We start from the raw sequence: 23,798 nt of genomic DNA, 5'->3' as shown, positions 1-23,798 counted from the left end.
TTGCGAGTAGCGTTAAAAGTGTTGCTTTCAAGGGCTATAGTGGCCATTACACGCTAATTTGCTATGGCTTTTGATAGGGCAAGTATCAAAATAGCGGTTTTGAGAGCCTATCATTGAGTATTAAATATAGTATTATTTTGAGTAAATTGGCATTGGTACTGAGAGGTCATTAGAAAAATTAGTCCAAGAAGGAAGGTCACACAGTGGCCTGGCTTTAACGGCAGCAGATATTTTTCTTGACCACTAGATAAAAAGACTCCTCCAATTATCAATCATAAACAATTGTAAAAATAATATTTTTCATATATTTTTTCCTATTTGCAGTATCTGTACTACTCTTGGTTATGACCATATTCATCAAGTCAAAATGAGCTGTTCGGCATTCTGGGGTTTACGTTGACCATCGCCCATCCTTTCTTTTTAAAATACCCCGTATAAACTTCTGCTAAAATTCCATTACTTTAAAGCCTATTTACTAATCCGAACAAACAAAGCTCAGATGCAAAAATCATCCTGGTACTATCTTATCCTATTAATTTTGGCCGGAGAGGCCGTTTTTATCCTTCCCTTTGTGTTGCCCCGTATTTTTAGACCTACGGTATTGGATGTCTTTCAATTGGATAATGTTCAAATAGGGTTTTGTTTTTCCGTTTACGGAATCGTGGCATTGCTCTCCTATTTGGTAGGTGGACCCTTGGCCGATAAATTTGCGCCAAGAAAACTGATTGCCGTTGCACTTTGGATGACAGCCCTTGGAGGCCTATTGTTTGCTACGTATCCCAGCTATAAAATTTTAAGGCTATTATATGGCTATTGGGGATTTACCACCATATTTCTTTTTTGGGCTCCCATGATCAAAGCGACCAGGGTTTGGGGCGGTGAAACTTCCCAAGGTAAAGCTTTTGGCTTCTTGGACGGGGGTAGGGGACTTACGGGTGCGCTTTTCGGCTTATTGGGTGTTTTGGTTTTTTCGTTGTTTTTGGACGGCGATGTAAGCGATGCCAACTTAGTTGAAAGAAAAGAAGCTTTCACCTATGTAATTTATATTGCTTCGATCATTATATCCATTATTGGGGTTTTCGTCTGGTTTTTCATGAAATCGGGCGTACACGAAGAAAAGATACTGTTACAGAAAATCACGGTAAAGCAGATAGGCAGTGTTTTAAAGATTCCTTCGGTTTGGTTGTTGATGGTAATTATTCTCTGTGCCTATGTGGGCTATAAAATAACCGATATTATTTCCCAGTATGCCAATGAGGTGATGCTGTACAACGAAGTCAAATCTGCCCAAGTGGGCACATTTTTACAATTTCTGAGGCCAACGACGGGAATTTTGGTGGGTCTGGTAGTCGATAGATTCAGAATTACATTTTGGTTGTTTTTAAGTTTATCATTAACCGCGATTGGAGGTGTATTTTTTGCTACGGGCATCATTGCCCCTTCAACTACGGCCCTATTTTTTATGTCCGTGGTAATTATTGCCGTTGGGGTTTACGCGGCAAGGGCCTTATATTTTGGAGTGATGCAGGAAGGAAGGATTCCATTGGTTTTAACAGGAACCGCCGTTGGGCTGATTTCTTTGGTGGGCTACACCCCCGATATTTTTGCTGGACCGGCCTACGGTTATTTTTTGGATAAATATCCAGGTGCTCAAGGGCACCAATATGTATTTTGGATGCTTAGTGGTTTTTCTTTAATTGGCACTATTACGGCATTTGTGTATTATCGACTATATCGAAAGTAAAACACTATCAATTATCCTCTAGAACTTAACTTTAATCCTTTTTCACAGAGGGATATAATTTCGGCAATTCTTTTTTGACGGGTTTCTTCGCGTTTTGCATTATTTAACCAGTATAGAAAACTCTTCCGTTGGCCTCTTGTAAAAGCTTGATAATTTTCCCAAGCAGTTTTATTGGTATCGAAGGCCTTTTGAAGGTCATCCGGTACAACACCGTTCTCCACATCGTCCAAAGCGGTCCACGAACCGTTCTTCTTCGCAATTTCAATGGATTTTAAACCATTTTCATGCATTAGTCCAGCTTTTTGCAATTCTTTTATGTGATTTTTGTTTACGCTGCTCCAAACACTTTTAGGCTTTCTGGGACAAAAATATTGGCGTCGTTTGCCGTCACCCAGACTCTTGACCGTGCTGTCTATCCAACCGTAACACAGTGCAACGCGTACTGCTTCTTCCCACCGCATACTCGGCTTTGGGTGTTCTATTTTATAAAAAATCAGGTAAATCCCTTTGGTATTGGTATAATTTTTATGCAACCAATCCCGCCATTCGTTATCATTTTCAAAATAATGTTCTTCTAGAGTAGTGTTTGACATTGCTCATAACTTTTCACTTAAAATTGCAATCATGGTTTTGATGCCTTCCCTATAATTGCCCAGCCTTAGATTTTCATTGGGACTATGTTGATTGTTGTCACGGTTTACGGTAGGTACGGTCACTGCAGGAATGTTCAGCGTGTTTACAAATGGTGAAATTGGAATGGAACCCCCACTCATACGAATGCGTATAGGATCTTCACCAAAAGCATTTTTAAGGGCACTTGTCAACCACAGCCCGACTTCAGAATCAAAGGCTGTTCTAAAGGATTGATACGAAATTTCATGGGTCATCGTTGCGATTTTAGCATGTTCTAAACGCTCTTCTTTGGTTGGTTCCCTGTCCAACACAAAATAGCCTTGATTGGCAACATGGTCTTTTATTAAACCGATCAAACGCTCAGGATCGGATTCCAAAACCAAGCGTACATCGATTTCCGCTCTTGCCCACCCAGGAACAATGGTCCGTACTTTTTCATTGATCCACCCTGACTGCATTCCCCTTATGTTCAATGAGGGGTATTGAATCGCCTCTTGGTAATAGCTGCCCACTTTGTCGGTTTCGGCAATCTGAAGACGTTCTTTTATCTGTGATTCGTTATCGGGAACGGCCTTTAAGATTTTCTCGGTGGCCCCATCAATGTTGATGCCATCATAAAAACCAGGAATGGTGACCCTTCCTTCATCGTCTTTCATTGAAGCCAACAGTTTGGAAAGTCGCAAGGCAGGATTGGGCGCATAATTCCCGAAGTGCCCACTATGTTGAGGTACAACGGGGCCATAGGTGGTCAATTGTATGGTAGAAATACCCCTAGCACCAAAGGTAAGCGTAGGTTTGTTGGTAATATGTCGGGGGCCATCAAAAATGATGAGCATATCGGCCTTTAAAAGTTCACTGTTATCAGTCACTGCTTTTGGAAGATGTGGAGAACCCAGTTCCTCTTCAAAATCCATAATGACCTTAATGTTATAATTTGGATCGATGTTTAAATCCTTTGTGGCATCCAAGGCAGCAAGAAACATGGCGACCGGTCCTTTGGCATCACTTGCGGCCCTTGCGAAAACACGCCAGTCATCTTCGTAATTATTGATGTTATCCCAAGAGATTTCTTCCCATTCCCCGTCATTGCCCATTTTTTTTAGCGCGGGTTTATATGGACTTTCCTGAAACCATCTTTTGGAATCGACTGGTTGCCCATCTATTTGTAGATAAATCAATACCGTTTTCTCTGCCTTATTTTGCTTTCTTTCCGCCAATAGTAAAGGAACCGTTTCCGTAGAAATACGTGTGGTGCTGAAACCTCTGGAACTAAAGGCATTTTCGCACCATTGCACATTTTTTTCGATTTCCTCTGGATAGAAAGCATCGTTTGGGATGCTTAAAAGCTCTTTCAAATTTTCAAAAGAACCAAGCGCATATTTTTGGGCTGTACTATTTAACAACTCTTGGTTTAGTTGCTGCGAAAAACCGGTTGAGGTGATTAAAAGTATCAAGGTGGACAAGAATACTAAGGTCAATGTAGAAAGCTTCATAGTTTGGTGTATTGAGTTGATGCCTAAATTTAGGGATACTAAGTTGATTTTGCGAATTCAATTTTCCTTTAAAAGCTATTTTTATGACTAAGATAATAGCAAGCAGAAACGTTTTATGTTATCCCTACGTTACCGCCAGTTTTAAGCCATCAAAAATTTTAGAATAGCGTCAATTGGCTTGAGTTCTTCTATTTTAGTGGCAATGGATTCCAAAACACTGGTACCAACAACATTAAAATTTTCTTTCAATGTTAAAATATAATTCTCAGCATCTTTTATTTTCACCCCATCAGGGACTTGGTAATAAGTTTTATCGTAATCTGAAGGTTCCAGACAATCAAAATCAAAATGGAGGTATAGGTTTTTGATATTTTTGGATTGCAGTGTCCGTACTAAATCCTGAACATCCAATTTTTTTGGGTGGTAGATGTCACCCTTTTTCAATCGAATTTTTTCTTTGTGATCAATATCCCTTAAACCGACATAATGGATTTGCTTATCTTGAATGGTACTGAAAAGTAAAGGATTCATGTTGGGTTCACCTTCGCCCAAAAGCGTTCGCAGGGGCATGCCATGAAAATTACAACTGCCAGAATCACACGGCCTATTGATATCGGCATGTGCATCAAACCAAATAATCCCTAAATCCGGATATTTTTGATTGAGATAGGATACAGGAATTATTTCCAGACCGCAATCGCCTCCAATGGTCTGAATTCTAGTTGGATTTTCCTTGGAAATAAATTGTTTGAGTCTGGTCAATTGCTCTACAATAGCATCATAATTGTTGATGGTGAATTTCTGTATCCCATTTTTACCTGCACTCAATCTGGAAAGTGGTATTTGGACAAAACCCGCGTCGTTCAGGTAATCCAATATAGTTTTGGCACCAGCTTCAATACTTTCTCCTTCGCCTGAGCCTTGCCATTGCGGAAAATAAATTTTCATGTACTAATAGTAGGGGTAATCAAACCTTTTGATACTCGATGTAAAAATTCTCATCAAAAGTAAGGTCGCTGTTCTTCAGCTTATCTGTTTTCCAATCTTTTGAAGGAAATAGCCATTTTTCAGCCTTCCCGATAAAGACACGTATGGGCATATCAAAGTCCTCTACAATATCCACATAGCGATATGTTATTGCATTACCTTCGAGTTTATATTCTAATTTTGGTATCATGGTGGTACGCAAATATTGATTGAAAAACGCCGAAAGGTCTTTTTCGGTTTTATTACTGATATAATTTTCAATCTGCTCCGTAGTTACGGTTTGGTGGTAGAACTCCTCATTCAATCCTCGTAGTGTTTGTCGCCATAATTCATCGTCCTCAATCAATTGACGGAGTGTGTGGAGCATATTGGCACCTTTGTAGTACATATCTCCCGAGCCTCTTGAGTTTACATTGTATGTGCCAATGATAGGTTTATCATTATTGATGTTGGCCCGGGTACCGATAACATATTCTGAAGCGGCCTTTGTTCCATAATGATAATCCAGATACAGGTTTTCGGAATAGGCCGTGAATCCTTCGTGAATCCACATATCCGCAATATCCTTATAGGTAATGTTATTGGCAAACCATTCATGACCGGCTTCATGAATAATAATGAAATCGAATTTCAAGCCCCACCCCGTACCTGATAAATCCCGACCCAAATATCCATTTTTATATTTATTGCCATAAGTGACGGAACTTTGGTGTTCCATACCCAAATAAGGAACCTCGACCAGTTTAAAACTGTCCTCATAGAAAGGGTAGGGGCCAAACCAATGCTCAAAGGCCTCCATCATCATAGGGGTCTGTTTAAACTGTTCCTTAGCTTTTTCCAGATTATCTGGCAATACATAATAGTCTAGATCCAGAATACCCTTTTCGCCCTCATATTTCTCTCCAAAGTGGACATAGTCGCCTATGTTCACATTAACGCCATAATTATTGATTGGATTGGATACGAACCACTCATACAGTTTGTACCCTCCTGAATCATGAGCATATTCCTCTCTTAACCTCCCATTCGCAACAGCGACCAAGTCCTTTGGAACATCAATGACAATTCGCATACTATCCACCTCGTCGTACATGTGATCTTTGTTGGGCCACCACACACTTGCGCCCAGTCCTTGGCAGGATGTAGCTACAAATGGTTTTCCATTGCTGTCTTTTTTCCAAGAAAATCCTCCGTCCCAAGGCGCACGTACCGCTTTTTTAGGATAGCCTGAATATTGGACGTACAACTCATTGAATTCACCAGGCACTTGTTCTTTCTTTAGCTGGATGAAATGGGCGTTTCCATAAGAGGTATAGTTCAAATCCTCTTTGTCTTGTGATATGGCTTCTATCTTCATAGGTTCCTGAAGGTCTATTTGAATGACATCGGATTCTTCCAAAACCTTATATCCAATGATGTTGTAACCTGCAATAAATTCCTTATCAGGTTGTACTTTAATGTTTAGGTCATAATAGTTTAAATCCCACCAGACCCTTTCAGGGGTTATACTTCCTCTGAGCGTATCACTTTTGGTAAAGTTTTGGCTATGGGCAACTGATACAAAGCTTAGCACTAATAATATCAGTAAACAGTTCTGCGTTATTTTAATCATCCTAAAATTTTTAATAATCATTTGGCAAGCACAGTATGACAATAATTGAATTTAAGTTCATAGCTATCTAAAAACCGCATTGGGAAAAGTCACAGGGCTTTCATGACCATCTTTTCCAACAGCGGCAACCCCAAAAAAGTAGTTGTCAATAACAATGCCATTCAAAGTATGTTCCGTAGTGTCAGTCACATATCTGTAGTTGTCCCAGGTAGGGGAGGTGGTATCCCTCCAGTAGATTTTATACCCTACCGCACCTTCAACCTTGTTCCATTTTAACTTTGCCGATGGTTCTACAATACCACCAATTTCGACTGTAGTGGGTGCTGGTGGCGCCCATGCTATGGATGCTAAATTGATGGCGTTGACAGCCGTAAGTTTTTTGGCATATTCAAAATTTACATGTTCCAATACATCTCCGTAGGCAATACCATCCTCCAATCGGATATCTTGGTGTTGTTGCGTATAGTTTTCATGGGCCTCCATAATTCGTATTCCCGCAAAACCAGCATCATTAAAAGGTCTGTGGTGTCCGCCCCTTCCAAATCTATCCAAGCGGTAAATCATCATTGGATTCATTTCTGGCATATAGGTTTTTGTGGTCTTGTGCACATATCTCGCCAATTGACGAGAGATACCATCTACTTCTCCTCCATAAAAACGTCTTGCCCTTCTTTGCTCTTCAGTTTCCGTAGGGGGTACAGGTTCTGAAAAAATTCTAAAATCGCGGTTGCTTACCACTCCGTCTACTCCCGTAATGTTACCGATCATGTCGTTGTTCAGGATTCCAACAATGTCCCACCCTTTCTCTTTTGCGTACGCGGCCAATCCTTTGCCTCCGTACAAACCTTGTTCTTCCCCTGACAATCCCACATAAATGATACTGCTTTCAAATTTGTATTTTGATAGTACACGGGCAGCTTCAATAGTTCCTGCCATACCGCTTGCATTATCGTTAGCCCCTGGCGATTTAGACGTATAATCCACGGGGTCGCTTACCCTGGAATCGATATCACCGCTCATAATGATAAAACGATTGGGGTACTTGGTGCCACGTTGAATGGCGACTACGTTTACCACCCAAACATCTTTTGTGATTCGTTGACCATCTCCTTTTTTGACCATGTCCTTTTGATAAAAAACCTCGAGGCAAGCATTACAATCGGTCGAAGTTCTTTCGAATTCGGATTTTATCCACCTTCTGGCTGCTCCTATACCTCGAGTTTCGGAAATTGTATCGCTCAGGGTATGCCTTGTTCCAAAATTTACAAGGGTAGTTACATCATTTTTTATTCGTTCTGCGGAAACTTTATTTATGATGTCGTAGATTCTTGCATCTGTTTGGGCAAATAGTGGGAAAGCAAAAATAAATAGTAGGATCGGAAGTGTGTGTTTCATATTAAGCATGTGTTGGGTTGATGTATTTTATTGTAAAAAAGTGACTTTGGAAATTTTACCGTTCTTGACTTCATAAATGGCCACTGCACTAAATTTTGAACCGTTTGCAGTGATATATTCTTCGTCTATTACTTTATTGCCAATGACGATTCTATTTTTTATATCGCAATGTAAATCTGGGGTCTTTTCAAAAAGCGAACTATATGATTTGCGCAGCTGTGCCTGACCTTTTATATCCAGTTTATTGGGAAAAGTAAAAAGTTCCACATCTTCGCTAAAAGCACCCATAAAAGCGTCTAAGTCCTTATTGTTATATGCCTTTAACTGTTCATTGACTATGGATTCTGCATCTTCTGTCACCCATTCCGGAAAAATGAAGGTCATTGATGCAATCAAACCATTTTTAATTTCATACAAAGCAACTTGATGTCCTTTTCTACCGTTGACCGTACTGGTTTCTTCATCAATAACCTTGTTCCGTAGGCGTATTCTGTTGGTGACTTCTACCTTGGCTTCTTTTGTATTTTCATAAAAACGGCGATAATTTGCCGTCATGTCCACTCTGCCTACATACATGGTATCATTCGGAAAGCGCTGTACTAAAACATTGTTTCTGTAACATGAAACGAAAGCTTTTAAATCCCTTTTGTTGAATGCTTCTACTTGTTTTTGAACAATAACCGTTGGGGATTCTTCAGCTACAAAAGCCAGACGATTTCCACTCGGGTTCACCGCAATACGTGAGATATTATTGATTTCATCCTGCTTAAAAGTGATTACGGGGTTCCATTCAATATCCAATGTGGTATCAAATTTCATGATTGATTTCTGCGAACCGGTTAAGATTATGCTATTGTTCAACCAACACATATCTTCTGCATTTTTATAAGTGTCCGCGATTTTTTTTGTAGCTCCGGAAATTGGGTCCAAGGATTTTATCTGCCAAACATCTTGCTCTTTACTGATATAGCTGATTAAATCGGAGTCGGGAATTTTCCATAGACTTCGTCCTACATTTTTTTGAAATGTGTAGTTTGTACTGTCCCTTAAATTGCTAACTACCAAATCCATACGGTCTTTCACCAAAACCGATGAAACCAAAATATGGTCGTTGTACCATACATGATAGCCAACTTTCAAGTCCTCCAGAAGCTGTTTTGAATTTCCTTTATCGATATCGTATTGATATAACCGTTGCAGTCCATCCAAATCCAACCGAATTGCAGAAACAGCATTTTTATTGGGAATTTTCAGGGGAGAGTATTCACTGCCCTTTGGCGTATTGGTTATCCATGAAGTTGTGCTTCCTGCCTCAATATTGAATCTTAAAATGTCTGTCTGATTATTTCTGGTCGAAGAAAATAAAACGGTCCTGTCATTCAAAAATGAAGGTTGATTGTCATATCCTTCATTGTTCGAAATATTCTTTGGATTGGAGAGCATTATGTTGCCTCCCTCAAGTTTAAGGTCAAAAAGATAAACATCGGTGTTTACCTGGCCCTGTATACAGATCGAAGCAAAAAGAACTAATGTAAAAAAAAATATCCGATTCATTTTTAAGCAAATAACTTTAATAAATCCCTAACCTTTTTGGTATTTACCACATGATATTTAGCCTGGGTTTTTTTAAGCCCAACTTTTACCGTTATAGAAGATTTTGGAAGTTCCTGGAACATGAATTCATCGGTCCAATCATCGCCAATGGCAAAAACAAAATCATAGTCGTCTTCGCCCAGCATGCGTACGGATGCCCTTCCTTTATTTACGTTACTGCTCTTTACTTCCATGACCTTGTTTCCGTTCAATACGCTAATATCATCATTTCCTATAAGACTGGTCAGCACGGTATTGAGTTCTGTGGCTCTTTTTGCCCCAAAATCAGGATCTGTGTTTCTATAATGCCACGCCAACGAATAATTCTTTTCTTCTATAAAGGAGCCAGGGGTTCTATCAACAAAGGATTCCAGCACAGGTCTTATTTTTTCCATCCATTCTCCTTTTACTTTTTCCAATAATTTAAATTCTTCACCGTTGGTTGAAATCCAGACCCCATGCTCTACGATCATATTATATTTTTTGTCCAAAAACCACTTCGTGAACGTTTGTTTGTCCCTACCGCTGATCAGGAACAGTGTCGTGTTTTCCTGTGAGTGAAGTTTATCTAAAAGTGAATACAATTCATCATCCGGTGATGCCTTTTGTGGGTCTTTATGAAATCCTACAAGTGTACCATCATAATCCAAGAACAAAAGTCTTTTTTTCGCTTTTGCGTATTTTTCTTGGATTTCTTCAAGAATAGTATCAGTTATTTTTTGAGAAATAAAAGGTTCGTTTTCTTCGCTCTTTCTATTGAGGGCTCCCATAAACTCATTGGCCCAAACCTCAACATTATAGCGTTCCAACCGTTTCTGCAAAAATGTATTACGGGATATTTGTTCCTCTTCAGGCATTGTAATCGCAGTTTTGAGCGTATCTGCCTGTTCTTCAAAATTATTGGGGTTGATAAGCAGTGCCTCGTTCATTTCATTGGCAGATCCTGCCATTTCACTCAATATCAGAACTCCTGTTTTATCGGTACGGGTGGCGATATATTCCTTTGCAACCAAATTCATTCCGTCCCTGAGCGGTGTGAGCCATGCAATGTCACTGGAGGTATATAGGTCTATAAGATTTTCAAAGGGCAAAGAGCGATAGAAATACCAAATTGGTGTCCAATTGACGGTGGATAGCTCGCCATTGATTCTACCTACGAGTTCATCGATTTCCCTTTTGAGCAATTGGTACTGTGGCACATTGGATCTTGAGGGCACGGCCAAAATAATAAGACGTACTTTTTCTTTGTATTCCGGGTATTTGTTCAGGAAATATTCAAATGCATTTATACGCTTCGCAATACCTTTACTATAATCCAAACGGTCTATGGATAGAATAAGTTTGGTGCCGGGAGCTGACTGTTTGTGACTGTTTAATTTTATTTGTAAATCGGAATCCTTGCCATTGGAATCATGTTTTTTGGCAGCACTTGCAAATTTTTTATAATCGATTCCCATAGGGAAAGAATCTACTTTTATAACCCTATTTTCCAAATAAACATCGTTAAAACTGACATCCAGGCCGAGAAGCCTCCTTACAGAACTTAAAAAATGTCTTTCATAATCATAGGTATGAAAGCCTATTAAGTCCGAACCCAATAAACCTTCCAAAACTTCTTCACGCCAAGGAAGTGTTCTAAAAATTTCATAGGAAGGGAAAGGAATATGCAAGAAGAAACCTATTGAAGTATTCGGGCGTTTTTCCCTGACCATCTGTGGTACCAACATTAATTGATAGTCATGTACCCAGATAGTATCGTTGTCATGTGATTTTTCTATGATTGCATCGGCAAATTTTTGGTTTACGGCTTTATAGGTATTCCAAAATTCAAGCTCAAACTCCGTATACTCGGAAAAATAATGAAACAAAGGCCAAACCGTACGATTGCTAAATCCAAAATAAAATCCTTCAATCTCTTTTTCTGTGAGTTTTATTTTGGCACACCCATGCTTTTTCAGGGCAACATCTATTTCATTCTCTAGGGCTGCGGGTGTTTCTTCATCAGTAAGCCCAGACCACCCGACCCATAGACTTTCGCCACCACTATGGACGGACTTCATACCAGTTGCCAAGCCCCCAACACTTGGTATCGCATCGATAGTTCCATTGCTAATTTGTAATTGAACTGGTAGTCGATTTGAGATTATGATAGTTTTGCCCATAAAATGAATACGTTTGCCGTGTTTTACTATTTAATTTCTTTAAATTTCGACAAATTGAACCGTAAAAACAATTTGAAAAGACTTCTTTTGGAAGATATTTAATATATGGATAATCTCGACTACGGAATAATAGGAAATTGCAGAAGCGCCGCTCTAATTTCAAAAAATGGCTCTTTGGATTGGTGCTGTTTGCCGCAATTTGACTCAACCTCAATATTTGCTAAACTTTTGGATGAAAAGAAAGGGGGCAGTTTTGAAATAACAGCTGGACCTGATTACGAAATACATCAAAAATACCATAACAACACCGCGATATTGGTTACACGATATTCCGATGGAGAAAACACTTTTGAAGTGCATGACTTTATGCCTCGTTATTACAAACTTACAGGCAAATACAATGCCCCGCCAGAAATTGTACGCTATATAAAATATATTTCCGGTCGTCCTAAATTGACTGTTTTCTATGACCCAAAGCTGGAATATGCGCAGGGCCAAACTACAAATCATGCCAAAACAAATTTCATTGTTAGTCTCACGAGCAAAAAGAAGTTTGACACGCTCTTTCTTTATACTTCTTTCAATAAAATTGAAGTTTTAAACGGAAGTGAGATGACGCTTAAAGAAGATGGGTTCTTTTTAATATGCTATAATGAAAAGATTTTGAAACCGACAACTGAGAAAATGTCTTTGGAATTAGAACGTACCAAAACATACTGGCTGGATTGGGCAGATAGAACACCCACCTACAGACAGTTCAACAAAGAGATTGTTCGCAGTGCCATTACTTTAAAGATGCTTACCTACGATAAAACAGGTGCCGTACTTGCTGCTGCGACAACATCTTTGCCAGAAACCATTGGGGAGGTTCGTAATTGGGATTATAGGTTTTGTTGGATTAGGGATGCATCAATGGTCATTAAAGTTGTTTCTGAGCTTGGCCACAAGAATTCCGCCAGACGGTATCTGCAGTTTATAATCGATTTAATGCCCGATAAGGATGAAAAACTCCAGATCATGTATGGTATCAACAAAGAAAAAAACCTCACCGAAAAAACTCTGGACCATTTAGATGGTTACAAAGGCTCTAAGCCCGTAAGGATTGGAAATGCCGCTTATAAACAGAAGCAGAATGATATTTACGGCATTTTAATGGATGTTATTTATGAGCAGCTGGCCAAATTCAGTAACGATATAGAAAATGGGGAAGAATTATGGAGCATCACCAAGGGCATAGTTTGGATAGTAAGCAAACACTGGCGCGAACCTGACAAAGGTATCTGGGAATTTAGAGGGGAGGACAGGCATTTTACCTTCTCAAAAGTTCTTTGCTGGGTTGCCATGGATAGGGCCATAAAGGTTGCCAAGATTTTTGGAAAAACTAGAAAAATTGAAAAATGGACCGCTCTTGAACAGGAAATGAAGGAGGACATTCACGAAAATGCCTGGAACAGTAACATAAATGCTTTTGTGCAATCTTATGGTTCCGAATATCTTGATGCATCAGTATTATTAATGGAATCTTATGGCTTTATTCATGCAAAAGACCCAAAGTTTGTTAGTACTGTCAAAGCGATAGAAGATAACTTAAGTAATGACGGTTTGTTATATCGATATAAAAACGAAGATGATTTTGGGCTGCCGTCATCATCGTTTACCATTTGTACGTTTTGGTTTATCAATAGCCTCTTTAAAATAGGGGAGGAGGAGAAAGCATTGGCACATTTTGAGCGCTTGCTTGGATACAGTAATCATCTGGGGCTTTTTAGTGAGGATATTGATTTTAAAACAAAACGATTGCTGGGCAATTTTCCACAAGCCTATTCACATTTAGCTTTAATAGAATGTGCCATTAATTTTTCCAGAAAGAAAAGCGAAGAGAAAATTTTGGAGTCTATTGGTTAATCTTTTTTTGATAGTAGTTCAGCAATACCTTTTTTAATTTTTTCTAGAAGAAGTTTTAGATGGTCTATGGTCGTAAAAGGATTCATCAAGGTGGTCCTTAAGTAGTGAACTCCGTTTAACTTGGTCTGAACTAAATAAAATTCACCGTCTTCCAACAATTGCCTACGGATGGATTGATTCAAATGATTCAATTCTTCCAAAGAAAGATTGTCCTTTAAATATCTGAAACATAAAATATTCGACATAGGTTCTGTTGCAATTTCAAAGTTGGGTTCTTTTGAAATAATTTTGGCAAAATCCCGTGCCAAATCGTATTGACGGGTCACATAGACATTAAATGCCTTTTGACCATACATTTTCAAAAGAATGAACCAATGCATACACATCATGTTTTTAGTACACTCAAAAGTTCTTCGTCCACTATTGTACCACTCGTCTTCCTCCGTATCGTTTAAAAGATAATCTGCTTTTTGACTGAAGGTATGATTTGAGTGATTTTTATTTTTAAACAATAAAGCTGTGGTTATTGTAGGCATCATCATCATTTTATGACCATCGATCACCATAGAATCGGCTTTTTCCGCGCCCTTGAGCAAATACTTATATTTTTCCGAAAATATAGCTGCTCCACCATGTGCTCCATCCACGTGAAACCAAAGATTATACATTTGTGCAAATTTGTTTATGGCTTCCAAATTGTCATAAGCTCCTGTAGCTGTGGAAGGGGCACTGCCCACAATGGCAAAAATTTTCAGACCTTTGGAAATACTTTCTTGATAATAAGTCTCCAATTGTTGAATATCCATGGCAAAATTTTCATCGGCAGGAATTTTTATAATCCCTTTTTCTCCTAACCCCATAATCTTTGCCGCTCTGTCTACACAGTAATGTGCTTCTTCACAGACCATGATTCCCAATGGTTCATTATGTCCTTCGTTCCATATATCATGTTCAACTTTGGCCTTTCTTGCTGAGAGTAAAGCGGTGAGATTTGCCAGTGTACCTCCAGAAGTTAAAAAACCACCTGATTTGGAATTATATCCAATGGTTTCGCACAACTTTTCTATAACAATACGCTCAATGGCATTTGGTGCCATGCCCATTTCGTAGACTGCCATGCCGTTGTTCAACAAATTGCTGAGCATTCCCGTAAAAACTGTAATTGGAGCTGTTACTCCAACCTGATGACCCACATATTTTGGATTATGGGTATGGGTGGTCCTTTTTAGTATTTGATTAAAAAAGTCATCGTCAGTTCCGTTTTCAAAAAAATCTTTCCAGAAATCGAGCTCGTTTTCGGGCTCGTTCCATTGAATGGTTTTTTTATTAATTTCCTGTGTAGTATTTTGTATATGATCTGTCAATACATCTATTAATTGTTTTCCCAACCTTCTAAAATTATCTTGGGCATATAGAGAACTCAATATTTTATTATCCATAGGATAAAGTTATATCCTCTAATGATGGTGTCAAAATTGGATACAAAAAAAACCGCTCTTTTTAAGAGCGGCCTTCAAAATCAGCTTTGTCTCGCATTATTTGAATTAGTCAAAGGTATACCCGTTATCCGCAGCGACCTTGTCCGCAATTTCTGTGCGCAGTGCCACGACATTGGGTTGATTTGTATATTTTGTAAAGCGTTTTAATCCCATAAGCATCATGCGCTGTTCATCACCTTCCGCAAACGAAACAATAGCTTCTTTTCCTTTTTGTGAAACAACGTCAACAGCCCTATATAAATATAGTTTTGACATTGCTATTTGGGCAGCTTGCGATTGTTCGCCAAAACGTTTGGCATTCTTCTCGGTTCTTAGAATGGCAGATTCCGCCAGATATACTTGAATTAGAATATCTGATGCGGACATCAAGACCATTTGATGTTCTTCCAATTCGGTACCGAATTTCTGCACCGCACTGCCAGCTACCATTAAAAAGACCTTTTTTAATCGTGCGACCAAGTCTTTTTCTTCTGCAAAGAGTTCAGAGAAATCTGGTGTATCAAACGAAGGGATTCCCATTAATTCTTCCCCTACTGCAGTTGCTGGGCCAAGCAAGTCCACATGACCCTTCATCGCTTTTTTGACCAACATGCCCACGGCCAACATTCGGTTGATTTCGTTGGTTCCTTCATAAATACGCGAAATACGGGCATCTCTCCAAGCCGATTCCATTGGCGTATCTGCGCTGAAGCCCATTCCTCCAAAAACTTGGATGCCTTCATCGGTCGTATGTTGAACATGCTCAGAAACGGCTACCTTCAAAATGGAACATTCTATAGCATATTCTTCAACGCCTTTTAATTCAGCTTCTTGATGTGAATTGCCTTCAGCTTCACGAATAGCGATTCTGTCCTCGATATTTTTTGCTGCACGGTAACATGCCGCTTCGTCAACATACGCATTGGTCGCCATATCGGCGATTTTTGCTTTTATGGCCCCAAAGTTGATAATCGGTGTTTTGAACTGAATACGCTCGTTCGCATATTTTGTAGCTTCATTGATTACCCGTCGCTGCGCTTCCAAACAAGCTGCTGCCAATTTGATACGACCAACATTCAGGGCGTTCATCGCTATTTTAAATCCGTTTCCTCTTTCCGATAGCATGTTTTCAACAGGTACTTTGGTCTCATTGAAGAATACTTGTCGGGTAGAGGAGGAGTGGATGCCCAATTTCTTTTCTTCATCGCCAAGTGTGATGCCGTTTTCTGGGTTATTTTCTACAATAAATCCTGTAATGTTTTTATCATCTTCGATTCTCGCAAAAACGATGAAAACATTACAGAAGCCCGCATTTGAAATCCACATTTTCTGTCCGGTGATGCTATAATGTTTTCCATCTTCTGATAGAACGGCCTTGGTCTTGCCCGAGTTTGCATCGGAACCTGCACCGGGTTCAGTTAGGCAATAGGCTCCAAACCATTCGCCAGAAGCCAATTTTGGTACATATTTTTGTTTTTGTTCTTCGGTTCCGTAAAGGGTAATGGGCATAGTCCCAATTCCCGTATGTGCCCCAAATGCGGTACTGAACGAACCTGTTGCACCAGAAATGTAATCGCAGACCAACATCGTGGAGACAAATCCCATTCCCATGCCGCCATAAGATTCTGGTACGGCTACACTCAAAAGACCAAGTTCGCCAGCTTTGCGCATGGTTTCTTCGGTGTAGGCATAGTCTTTTTTCTCAAATCGTTCCCAATGCGCCCATAGTTCTCTGTCTACAAACTCCTTGGTACTTTCACGCATCATTTTCTGTTCCTCGTCTAAGTCTTCAAGGGTGAAAATATCTTCACAATCGGTCTCTTTTACCAAAAACTGGCCACCTCTGAGGATTTCTTTTTCTTTTATTTCCATAGTTTTTTAGATTAATAGAGTCAAGAATCAAGAGCCAAGATTTACTTGCCTAAACTGAGTTGAAAACTTGAAATCATTTTTTGTAATTGTTTTATTTTTTGTTCTAATTTCTTAAATGTTTCTGCTGATATATACTTTTCATTATGGGCAATTATCAATTGTGTTTCCCATTCAAAAGCGGAGCCCAAACTAATTTCCAAGTAATTTTTGAAATGCTTATCGGAGCTTTTACTGGAACCTTCCGCAATGTTTGATGGAATTGAAGTCACACATCTATTCGTTTGACTGGCCAATCCAAATTTTTCAAAATCAGGAAAGGTCTTGGTGGTATTGTAGGATTCTGAAACCAAGTCCATACTATCTTCCCAGATTTTTAATTTTTTGAAATTATGCATTATCGTCCTGATTCCTGAATCTAGATATCTTGTTTCTTATGATAAAAATTCATAAATCCCCGCTGCACCTTGTCCAGTTCCTACACACATGGTGACCATCCCGTATTTTCCTTTCATATTGCGTTTGCGCATTTCATCGAACAACTGCACGGAAAGCTTTGCACCAGTACATCCCAAGGGATGCCCCAAGGCGATTGCACCTCCGTTTACGTTCACGATTTCTTGGTTTAGACCCAGTTCACGGATTACTGCCAATGATTGGGATGCGAATGCTTCGTTCAATTCTATAAGTTCTATCTCATCCTGTTTCATTCCAGCTTGTTTTAATGCTTTTGGAATCGCTTTTACCGGACCAATTCCCATAATGCGGGGCTCTACACCGGCAGCGGCATAATTTACGAGGCGTGCAATAGGTTCGAGGTTTAGTTCTTTTACCATTTCTTCACTCATCACCATGACAAAAGCTGCACCGTCGCTCATTTGGGAAGAATTACCTGCTGTTACGCTTCCACCAGCTGCGAAAACTGGACGCAATTTGTTCAACGTAGGAATATTGGTTCCCTTTCTTGGACCTTCGTCCTTATTTACGGTATAGGTCTTGGTCTCTTTCTTTCCAGCTTCGTTTACAAAGGTATGCTCCACGTCTATAGGGACGATTTGGTCTTGAAATCGGTTTTCCTCTTGGGCCTTTAACGCTTTCATATGAGAGCTGTAGGCAAAAACGTCCTGATCTTCCCTAGAAACCTTGAATTGTTGTGCCACTGCTTCCGCAGTAAGACCCATACCCCAGTAATAATCTTCGTTACCTTCTTTGGCAGTTGCATAGTCGGGAGTAGGTTTATATCCTCCCATAGGAATGTAACTCATACTTTCCGAGCCGCCGGCAATAATACAGTCTGCCATTCCAGATTGAATTTTAGCCGTAGCGATTCCAATGGTTTCCAGCCCCGATGCGCAATACCTGTTCACGGTAACGCCTGGCACATCGTCGACATTCAAACCCATCAACGAAATCAAACGTGCCATGTTCAATCCTTGTTCCGCTTCTGGCATGGCATTGCCTACAATTACATCATCGATTCTTTTTTTATCGAGATTCGGCAGTTCCTTCATCATATATTCAATGGTCTCTGCTGCCAGTTCGTCCGGTCTTTTAAATCGGAACAGTCCTTTGGGCGCTTTGCCAACCGCTGTTCTGTATGCTTTTACTATGTATGCTGTTTTCATTTTTTAGATACTAGATTTTAGTATTGAGTATTGAGTTCTTTGTTTACCAATGATTTTTGAAGGCTATAATTCATTTTTTGAATCTCAACGCACAATTCTTTTATGGGCTTTATTTTATTTTCTGAAATTAGGTTTAAATCAATTAAAAGCGTTAGCTGCGTATGAAGTTCATAGGATGAGCCGTTAGCAATACCTAAAAAATGCTTAAATTCTTTTTTAGAATTTCTTCCTGCTCCTTCGGCAATATTGGAAGGAATGGATACAGCGCACCTTTTTATCTGTGACGCAAGACCGAACCTTTCTTCTAACGGTAATTTGGTAGCCAACAAATAAATTTGTTTTGTCAAGTTCATGGCTTTGTTCCAAATCTTCAAATCTTCTACTTTATGCATTTTCTAAATACTATATGCTAAATACTCAATACTAAGAAACTCCTAGTTTCGTAACGGTTTCCCTGTTTTCAACATGTGCTGTATGCGTTCCAATGTTTTTCTTTCGGTACAAAGGGATAAAAAGGCCTCCCGCTCCAGATCCAAAAGATATTGCTCGGAAACATAACTGGCTTCGGACAAATCACCACCGGCCATTACATAAGCCAACTTATCGGCAATTTTTTTATCATGTTCGGAGATATAATGCCCAGCTTCCATGGAGTCTGTCCCTACTAAAAACATTCCTAACGCTTGCTTACCGAGTACTTTTACATCTTTCCGTTTAGGGGGTTTTGTGTAGCCAGCTTCTGCCATTAATCTAGCGTGTGCTTTGGCCGTAGCAATTTGTCGGTCTTTATTGACCACAACTACATCTTTGCCCTTTTGTAAAATACCTAAATCAAATGCCTCATATGCCGAAGTAGATACTTTTGCCATACCAATGGTCAAGAAATACTCTTGAAGTACATTGAGCTCAACATCATTTTTCCGGAATGTGTCGGATGCCCGTAACGCCATTTCTTTGGATCCACCACCACCTGGAATGACACCAACACCGAATTCCACCAAGCCTATGTAGGTTTCTGCAGCTGCAACGACCTTGTCGGCATGCATGGAAAGTTCACATCCTCCGCCCAAACACATCCCATGCGGAGCTGAAATTGTAGGAATTGAAGAATAGCGCATACGCATCATGGAATCCTGGAACATTTTAATAGCCATGTTCAGCTCATCGTATTCCTGTTCAACGGCCATCATGAAGATCATTCCAATATTGGCGCCTACCGAGAAGTTTGCAGCTTGATTACCAACAATCAACCCTTGAAAATCCTTTTCGGCAATATCGATAGCTTTGTTCAATCCTGAAAGCACATCACCACCAATAGTATTCATTTTGGATTGGAACTCTACATTTAGAATACCGTCTCCTAAGTCCTCAACTACTACGCCACTATTTTTGAATACTTCGTTTGATTTTCTAATATTATCAAGAATGATAAATGCATCCTGTCCCGGGATTTTCTCCATGGCTTTTTTCGGGATATCGTAGAAATAGGTGGCCCCATCCTTTACCGAGTAAAAAGTTTCAATTCCAGCTTCTTTCATCTTCGTTACCCAAGAAGAAACTTCCAAACCTTCGGCTTTTGCAAATTCCAAACCTTTATCCAAACCTACGGCGTCCCAAATCTGGAAAGGTCCGTGTTCCCAACCGAATCCTGCTTTCATAGCGTCATCTATTTTGTAGAGCTCATCGGAAATTTCAGGAATTCTGTGGGAGACGTACGCGAATAAGGCGCCAAAACTTTTTCTGTAGAATTCACCTGCTTTGTCTTTTCCAGCAGTTAGAACCGAAAATCGGTCAACGACTTTATCTATGGTTTTTGTAAGTTCAAGTGTAGCGAATTTTGCACTTTTTTTGGATCGATACTCCATGGTTTCCAAATCCAAGGTGAGGATTTCGCTCTTGCCCTTATCGTCTTTTACCTTTTTGTAAAAACCTTGTCCCGACTTGCTTCCCAGCCATTTGTTTTCCATCATGGTATTGATGAAATCGGGCAGTTTGAACAATTCCAATCGCTCATCGTCCTTACAGTTCTCATGGATTCCATTGGCAACATGTACCAAGGTATCCAACCCGACAACATCTACAGTTCTAAAGGTTGCGGATTTTGGTCTGCCGATGACGGGACCTGTAAGTTTGTCCACTTCTTCAACGGTCATTCCCATATCCTTTACCATATGGAACAAACTCTGAATACTGAAAATACCTATTCGATTACCGATAAAGGCAGGCGTATCCTTGGCTATGACCGAAGTTTTCCCTAAATATTGTTCTCCATAGCTGTTCAAAAAATCCAAAACCTCTGGAGAAGTTTCAGGACCGGGAATAATTTCAAAAAGTTTGAGGTAACGGGCAGGGTTAAAGAAGTGCGTACCACAAAAGTGTTCCTTAAAATCGTCACTTCTTCCATCACTCATAAACTTTATGGGGATGCCGGAAGTGTTTGAAGTGATCAACGTACCCTCTTTTCTGTATTTTTCGAGATTTTCAAATACTTGTTTTTTAATATCCAATCGCTCAACGACCACCTCAATAATCCAATCCACCTTACCAACTTTTGAAATATCGTCTTCCAAATTACCGGTAGTTATCCTATTGGCGAATTTTTGATGATAGATTGGGGATGGTTTAGACTTGAGAGCCGCAGCCAAAGAATCGTTTACGATTCTATTGCGAACGATTTTGTCCGATAGGGTCAAACCCTTTGCTTTTTCTTTATCGTTGAGTTCTCGGGGAACTATGTCCAATAATAAAACCTCGACCCCAATATTTGCAAAGTGGCAAGCGATACCGCTTCCCATAATACCAGACCCTATAACGGCAACTTTATTGATATGCCTTTTCATTTAAGAATTAGAATTAAGTTGTTGTTTTTATATATATTTTTTTATCTGAAATGAGTTTGTTGATGACTTCCGTGGTCTTAAAAAAACTCAACAAATCTTCATCGGAAACATGTTCTTTTACCACATCGTTAAAACGCAGTACCACATCCTTGGAATCTCTTCTTTTTTCCAATCCCAAAGCCGTTAAATGAATAAGTACACCTCTTCCATCTTTTGGGTTTGGTCTACGTTGGATATATCCTTTTTCCTCAATACTCTTTAAAATTCTGGACAAACTGGTTGCTTCCATTCCCATTTTCGGCCCCAAAGCAGTGCTTGGCGTTCCTTTTTTGGGGTCAATGCTCAATAAGGTGAAACCGATGGCCATGGTAAGTCCATAACTTTTTGCCTCTTCATTGTACATTCTTGCTACTGCCTGCCAAGTAGCCCTTAGGGCGTAGTCAATAGTTAATTCTTTCATAATTGAGGTTTGGTGCTTTCAAATATAGGAAAATTTATTATGCATGCATAATAAATTATAATTTATATGTCGTAGTAAAATAAAAAAGCCTACAGTTTGTGCAGGCTTATGTATTAAGTTTTGGATTCTTCCATTTACTATTTAGTATCCGTAAATACTGTTGTATAAATCCTTGTACTTCTCTTTAATGATTTTTCTTCTCAATTTCATGGTAGGTGTCATATGCCCGTCATCAATGCTCCAAGTATCTGGCGTCAATCTAAACTGTTTTACTTTTTCCCATTTTGCAAAGTCTTCGTTGGCAAGATCTACTTCCTCCTGTATTCTAGAGATTACTTTATCATTTAAAATGATATCCGAGTTTTCGCCTAGCGTAATATTATGACGTTTTGCCCATTCGTATAGAAATTCAAAGTTTGGCTGAATTAAAGCTGCAGGCATTTTCTCACCCTCACCAACAACCATAATTTGTTCAATAAAGCGGGATTGTTTAAAACGATTTTCCAACAACTGCGGAGCAACATATTTTCCGCCTGATGTTTTGAACATTTCTTTTTTACGGTCGGTAATCTTCAAGAAGCCATCAGCATCCAATTCGCCTATGTCGCCCGTATGGAAATATCCGTCCTTGATTACTTCTGCGGTTTTTTCAGGGTCCTTATAATATCCCATCATAACCTGTGGTCCTTTTATACATATTTCGCCATCGTCGGCAATCTTTACTTCTGTTCGATCTATAGGGATTCCTACGGTACCAATTCTAAAACCATTGTTTCGCATATCGTTCACTGAAACAACAGGGGAGGTCTCGGTAAGACCATATCCTTCCATAACACCCATTTCGGCTGCATTGAATATACGTGCCAATCTGGGTTGCAATGCTGCGCTCCCGGATGCAATTACCCTTAAGTTGCCACCTAATCCTTCTTTCCATTTACTAAAAATCAATTTTCTGGCCAATGCCAATTTTTGTTCGTACAACCACCCATTTTTTCCATACGGCTCATATTGTAGACCGATGTCAACGGCCCAAAAGAAAAGGTTCTTTTTTATACCACTGAGTTCTGTACCCTTGGCAATGATTTTGTCATATACTTTTTCCAATAACCGTGGTACGGCCGTCATAACATGAGGTGCGGTTTCCTTTAGATTCTCGCTAATGGTTTCAAGTGATTCCGCATAATAAATAGTAACGCCTCTATACTGATATAAATAAATGAGCATACGCTCATAAACATGACAAAGTGGTAAAAAGCTTAAAGATTTTGTCTCTCCGTCCACAATTGGAAATCTTTTGGAACTTTCAATGGCGTTACTGACCAGATTGTCATGGGATAACATGACACCTTTTGGACGCCCCGTAGTTCCTGATGTATAAATTAAAGTGGCCAAGTCTTCAGGCTTGACTTCCGCTTTCAGTTTTTCAACTTTTTCTTGGTTGGAATCATCTGAGCCCAATTCCAAAACCTCTTTCCAGCTTTTACAGTTGTCTAGGTCGTCAAACGAATATACGTCGTTTAATTTCTTGAGCTTTGGAGTTACCTCAAGCACTTTTTCCAAAACTTCACCGCATGAAACAAAACAATATTTTGCTTCTGAATGATTTAGTACGTATTCATAGTCTGCTGCAGAGATAGTAGGATAAATAGGCACATTTTGAGCTCCGATCTGGAGAATGCCGATGTCCATTATATTCCATTCCGTCCTATTGTTCATGGATATGATAGCTATTTTATCATTTGGTTTGACGCCCATCCGTAATAGCGCACGGCTAATCTTATTCGCTTTGTCAATATATTCTTTTGTTGAGGTGGCTACCCATTTACCGTCGTATTTGGTAACCAACGATTTCTCTAGCGGGAACTTGTCCAGTTGATAATATGGAAAATCAAAAAGCCTAGTAACTGTTTGCATAGTAAGTTTCTAAAAAGTAATTGCAAAATAGGGAAAGGAAGCGGGATTATAAAATGAGTTTTTCAAAAACTATCTAAAAAAATTGCTA

General features: G+C 39.5%; 17 protein-coding genes. 2 read left to right on the top strand and 15 right to left on the bottom strand.

Annotated features, from left to right (window positions below; all coding sequences use genetic code 11):
• Positions 1–499: 499 nt before the first annotated feature.
• Entirely contained in the window at positions 500–1,744 is a 1,245-nt protein-coding gene (locus HME9304_RS00575; protein ID WP_112376740.1) for an MFS transporter, read from the top strand.
• Positions 1,745–1,755: 11 nt separating this feature from the next.
• Here the strand turns inward: HME9304_RS00575 and HME9304_RS00570 are convergent, their stop codons facing one another.
• The 7 genes from HME9304_RS00570 to HME9304_RS00540 form a co-directional block, all read right to left on the bottom strand.
• Entirely contained in the window at positions 1,756–2,337 is a 582-nt protein-coding gene (locus tag HME9304_RS00570) for a YdeI/OmpD-associated family protein (RefSeq protein WP_112376739.1), read from the bottom strand.
• Positions 2,338–2,340: 3 nt separating this feature from the next.
• Positions 2,341–3,870 carry a M20/M25/M40 family metallo-hydrolase gene (locus HME9304_RS00565; RefSeq protein ID WP_112376738.1) on the bottom strand — a complete coding sequence of 510 codons (1,530 nt, stop codon included), beginning with the start codon at positions 3,868–3,870 and terminating at the stop codon, positions 2,341–2,343.
• Positions 3,871–4,011: 141 nt separating this feature from the next.
• The gene (locus HME9304_RS00560) at positions 4,012–4,818 is read right to left on the bottom strand and encodes an arginase family protein (RefSeq protein WP_112376737.1); all 807 of its coding nucleotides are present in this window, start codon (positions 4,816–4,818) and stop codon (positions 4,012–4,014) included.
• A 19-nt stretch (positions 4,819–4,837) separates the two neighbouring features.
• Positions 4,838–6,469: a M1 family metallopeptidase gene (locus HME9304_RS00555; protein WP_112376736.1), complete on the bottom strand. Its 1,632-nt coding sequence runs from the start codon at positions 6,467–6,469 to the stop codon at positions 4,838–4,840.
• 63 nt (positions 6,470–6,532) lie between these two features.
• Complete coding sequence (locus tag HME9304_RS00550) at positions 6,533–7,864, bottom strand: M28 family metallopeptidase (protein ID WP_112376735.1); 1,332 nt, start codon at positions 7,862–7,864, stop codon at positions 6,533–6,535.
• A 27-nt stretch (positions 7,865–7,891) separates the two neighbouring features.
• A complete protein-coding gene (locus HME9304_RS00545; RefSeq protein WP_112376734.1) occupies positions 7,892–9,418 on the bottom strand; it encodes a nuclear transport factor 2 family protein in 1,527 nt (508 codons plus the stop codon).
• Positions 9,419–9,420: 2 nt separating this feature from the next.
• A complete protein-coding gene (locus tag HME9304_RS00540) occupies positions 9,421–11,619 on the bottom strand; it encodes a bifunctional alpha,alpha-trehalose-phosphate synthase (UDP-forming)/trehalose-phosphatase (RefSeq protein ID WP_112376733.1) in 2,199 nt (732 codons plus the stop codon).
• A 105-nt stretch (positions 11,620–11,724) separates the two neighbouring features.
• On the opposite strand from HME9304_RS00540, the gene HME9304_RS00535 reads away from it, so the two are divergent.
• Positions 11,725–13,524 (top strand): glycoside hydrolase family 15 protein, encoded by a 1,800-nt coding sequence (locus HME9304_RS00535; RefSeq protein ID WP_112376732.1) that lies wholly within the window; start codon positions 11,725–11,727, stop codon positions 13,522–13,524.
• Here HME9304_RS00535 and HME9304_RS00530 read toward each other — a convergent pair.
• The 8 genes from HME9304_RS00530 to HME9304_RS00495 form a co-directional block, all read right to left on the bottom strand.
• Positions 13,521–14,963, bottom strand: a complete 1,443-nt coding sequence (locus HME9304_RS00530) for a pyridoxal phosphate-dependent decarboxylase family protein (protein WP_112376731.1) — start codon at positions 14,961–14,963, stop codon at positions 13,521–13,523. The two genes, HME9304_RS00535 and HME9304_RS00530, sit on opposite strands and share 4 nt — an antisense overlap.
• A 105-nt stretch (positions 14,964–15,068) precedes the next feature.
• Positions 15,069–16,874 (bottom strand): acyl-CoA dehydrogenase family protein, encoded by a 1,806-nt coding sequence (locus tag HME9304_RS00525; protein WP_112376730.1) that lies wholly within the window; start codon positions 16,872–16,874, stop codon positions 15,069–15,071.
• Positions 16,875–16,915: 41 nt separating this feature from the next.
• Complete coding sequence (locus HME9304_RS00520) at positions 16,916–17,269, bottom strand: four helix bundle protein (RefSeq protein WP_112376729.1); 354 nt, start codon at positions 17,267–17,269, stop codon at positions 16,916–16,918.
• Positions 17,270–17,305: 36 nt separating this feature from the next.
• Entirely contained in the window at positions 17,306–18,496 is a 1,191-nt protein-coding gene (locus tag HME9304_RS00515; RefSeq protein ID WP_112376728.1) for an acetyl-CoA C-acyltransferase, read from the bottom strand.
• A 17-nt stretch (positions 18,497–18,513) separates the two neighbouring features.
• Positions 18,514–18,888 (bottom strand): four helix bundle protein, encoded by a 375-nt coding sequence (locus HME9304_RS00510; RefSeq protein WP_112376727.1) that lies wholly within the window; start codon positions 18,886–18,888, stop codon positions 18,514–18,516.
• Between the two features lie 42 nt (positions 18,889–18,930).
• Positions 18,931–21,336 carry a 3-hydroxyacyl-CoA dehydrogenase/enoyl-CoA hydratase family protein gene (locus tag HME9304_RS00505; RefSeq protein ID WP_112376725.1) on the bottom strand — a complete coding sequence of 802 codons (2,406 nt, stop codon included), beginning with the start codon at positions 21,334–21,336 and terminating at the stop codon, positions 18,931–18,933.
• Positions 21,337–21,349: 13 nt separating this feature from the next.
• Positions 21,350–21,796: a MarR family winged helix-turn-helix transcriptional regulator gene (locus tag HME9304_RS00500; protein ID WP_112376724.1), complete on the bottom strand. Its 447-nt coding sequence runs from the start codon at positions 21,794–21,796 to the stop codon at positions 21,350–21,352.
• A gap of 141 nt (positions 21,797–21,937) precedes the next feature.
• A complete protein-coding gene (locus HME9304_RS00495) occupies positions 21,938–23,710 on the bottom strand; it encodes an AMP-dependent synthetase/ligase (RefSeq protein ID WP_112376723.1) in 1,773 nt (590 codons plus the stop codon).
• Positions 23,711–23,798 lie beyond the last annotated feature (88 nt).

It is taken from the genome of Flagellimonas maritima (assembly GCF_003269425.1).
Taxonomy (GTDB): domain Bacteria; phylum Bacteroidota; class Bacteroidia; order Flavobacteriales; family Flavobacteriaceae; genus Flagellimonas; species Flagellimonas maritima.
This window is presented reverse-complemented; position numbering and strand designations above follow the sequence as displayed.

Excerpts from the sequence above, each read along its gene's own strand:
- HME9304_RS00575 (WP_112376740.1), top strand. The coding sequence starts at position 500 with ATGCAAAAATCATCCTGGTACTATCTTATCCTATTAATTTTGGCCGGA.
- HME9304_RS00570 (WP_112376739.1), bottom strand. The coding sequence starts at position 2,337 with ATGTCAAACACTACTCTAGAAGAACATTATTTTGAAAATGATAACGAA.
- HME9304_RS00565 (WP_112376738.1), bottom strand. The coding sequence starts at position 3,870 with ATGAAGCTTTCTACATTGACCTTAGTATTCTTGTCCACCTTGATACTT.
- HME9304_RS00560 (WP_112376737.1), bottom strand. The coding sequence starts at position 4,818 with ATGAAAATTTATTTTCCGCAATGGCAAGGCTCAGGCGAAGGAGAAAGT.
- HME9304_RS00555 (WP_112376736.1), bottom strand. The coding sequence starts at position 6,469 with ATGATTAAAATAACGCAGAACTGTTTACTGATATTATTAGTGCTAAGC.
- HME9304_RS00550 (WP_112376735.1), bottom strand. The coding sequence starts at position 7,864 with ATGAAACACACACTTCCGATCCTACTATTTATTTTTGCTTTCCCACTA.
- HME9304_RS00545 (WP_112376734.1), bottom strand. The coding sequence starts at position 9,418 with ATGAATCGGATATTTTTTTTTACATTAGTTCTTTTTGCTTCGATCTGT.
- HME9304_RS00540 (WP_112376733.1), bottom strand. The coding sequence starts at position 11,619 with ATGGGCAAAACTATCATAATCTCAAATCGACTACCAGTTCAATTACAA.
- HME9304_RS00535 (WP_112376732.1), top strand. The coding sequence starts at position 11,725 with ATGGATAATCTCGACTACGGAATAATAGGAAATTGCAGAAGCGCCGCT.
- HME9304_RS00530 (WP_112376731.1), bottom strand. The coding sequence starts at position 14,963 with ATGGATAATAAAATATTGAGTTCTCTATATGCCCAAGATAATTTTAGA.
- HME9304_RS00525 (WP_112376730.1), bottom strand. The coding sequence starts at position 16,874 with ATGGAAATAAAAGAAAAAGAAATCCTCAGAGGTGGCCAGTTTTTGGTA.
- HME9304_RS00520 (WP_112376729.1), bottom strand. The coding sequence starts at position 17,269 with ATGCATAATTTCAAAAAATTAAAAATCTGGGAAGATAGTATGGACTTG.
- HME9304_RS00515 (WP_112376728.1), bottom strand. The coding sequence starts at position 18,496 with ATGAAAACAGCATACATAGTAAAAGCATACAGAACAGCGGTTGGCAAA.
- HME9304_RS00510 (WP_112376727.1), bottom strand. The coding sequence starts at position 18,888 with ATGCATAAAGTAGAAGATTTGAAGATTTGGAACAAAGCCATGAACTTG.
- HME9304_RS00505 (WP_112376725.1), bottom strand. The coding sequence starts at position 21,336 with ATGAAAAGGCATATCAATAAAGTTGCCGTTATAGGGTCTGGTATTATG.
- HME9304_RS00500 (WP_112376724.1), bottom strand. The coding sequence starts at position 21,796 with ATGAAAGAATTAACTATTGACTACGCCCTAAGGGCTACTTGGCAGGCA.
- HME9304_RS00495 (WP_112376723.1), bottom strand. The coding sequence starts at position 23,710 with ATGCAAACAGTTACTAGGCTTTTTGATTTTCCATATTATCAACTGGAC.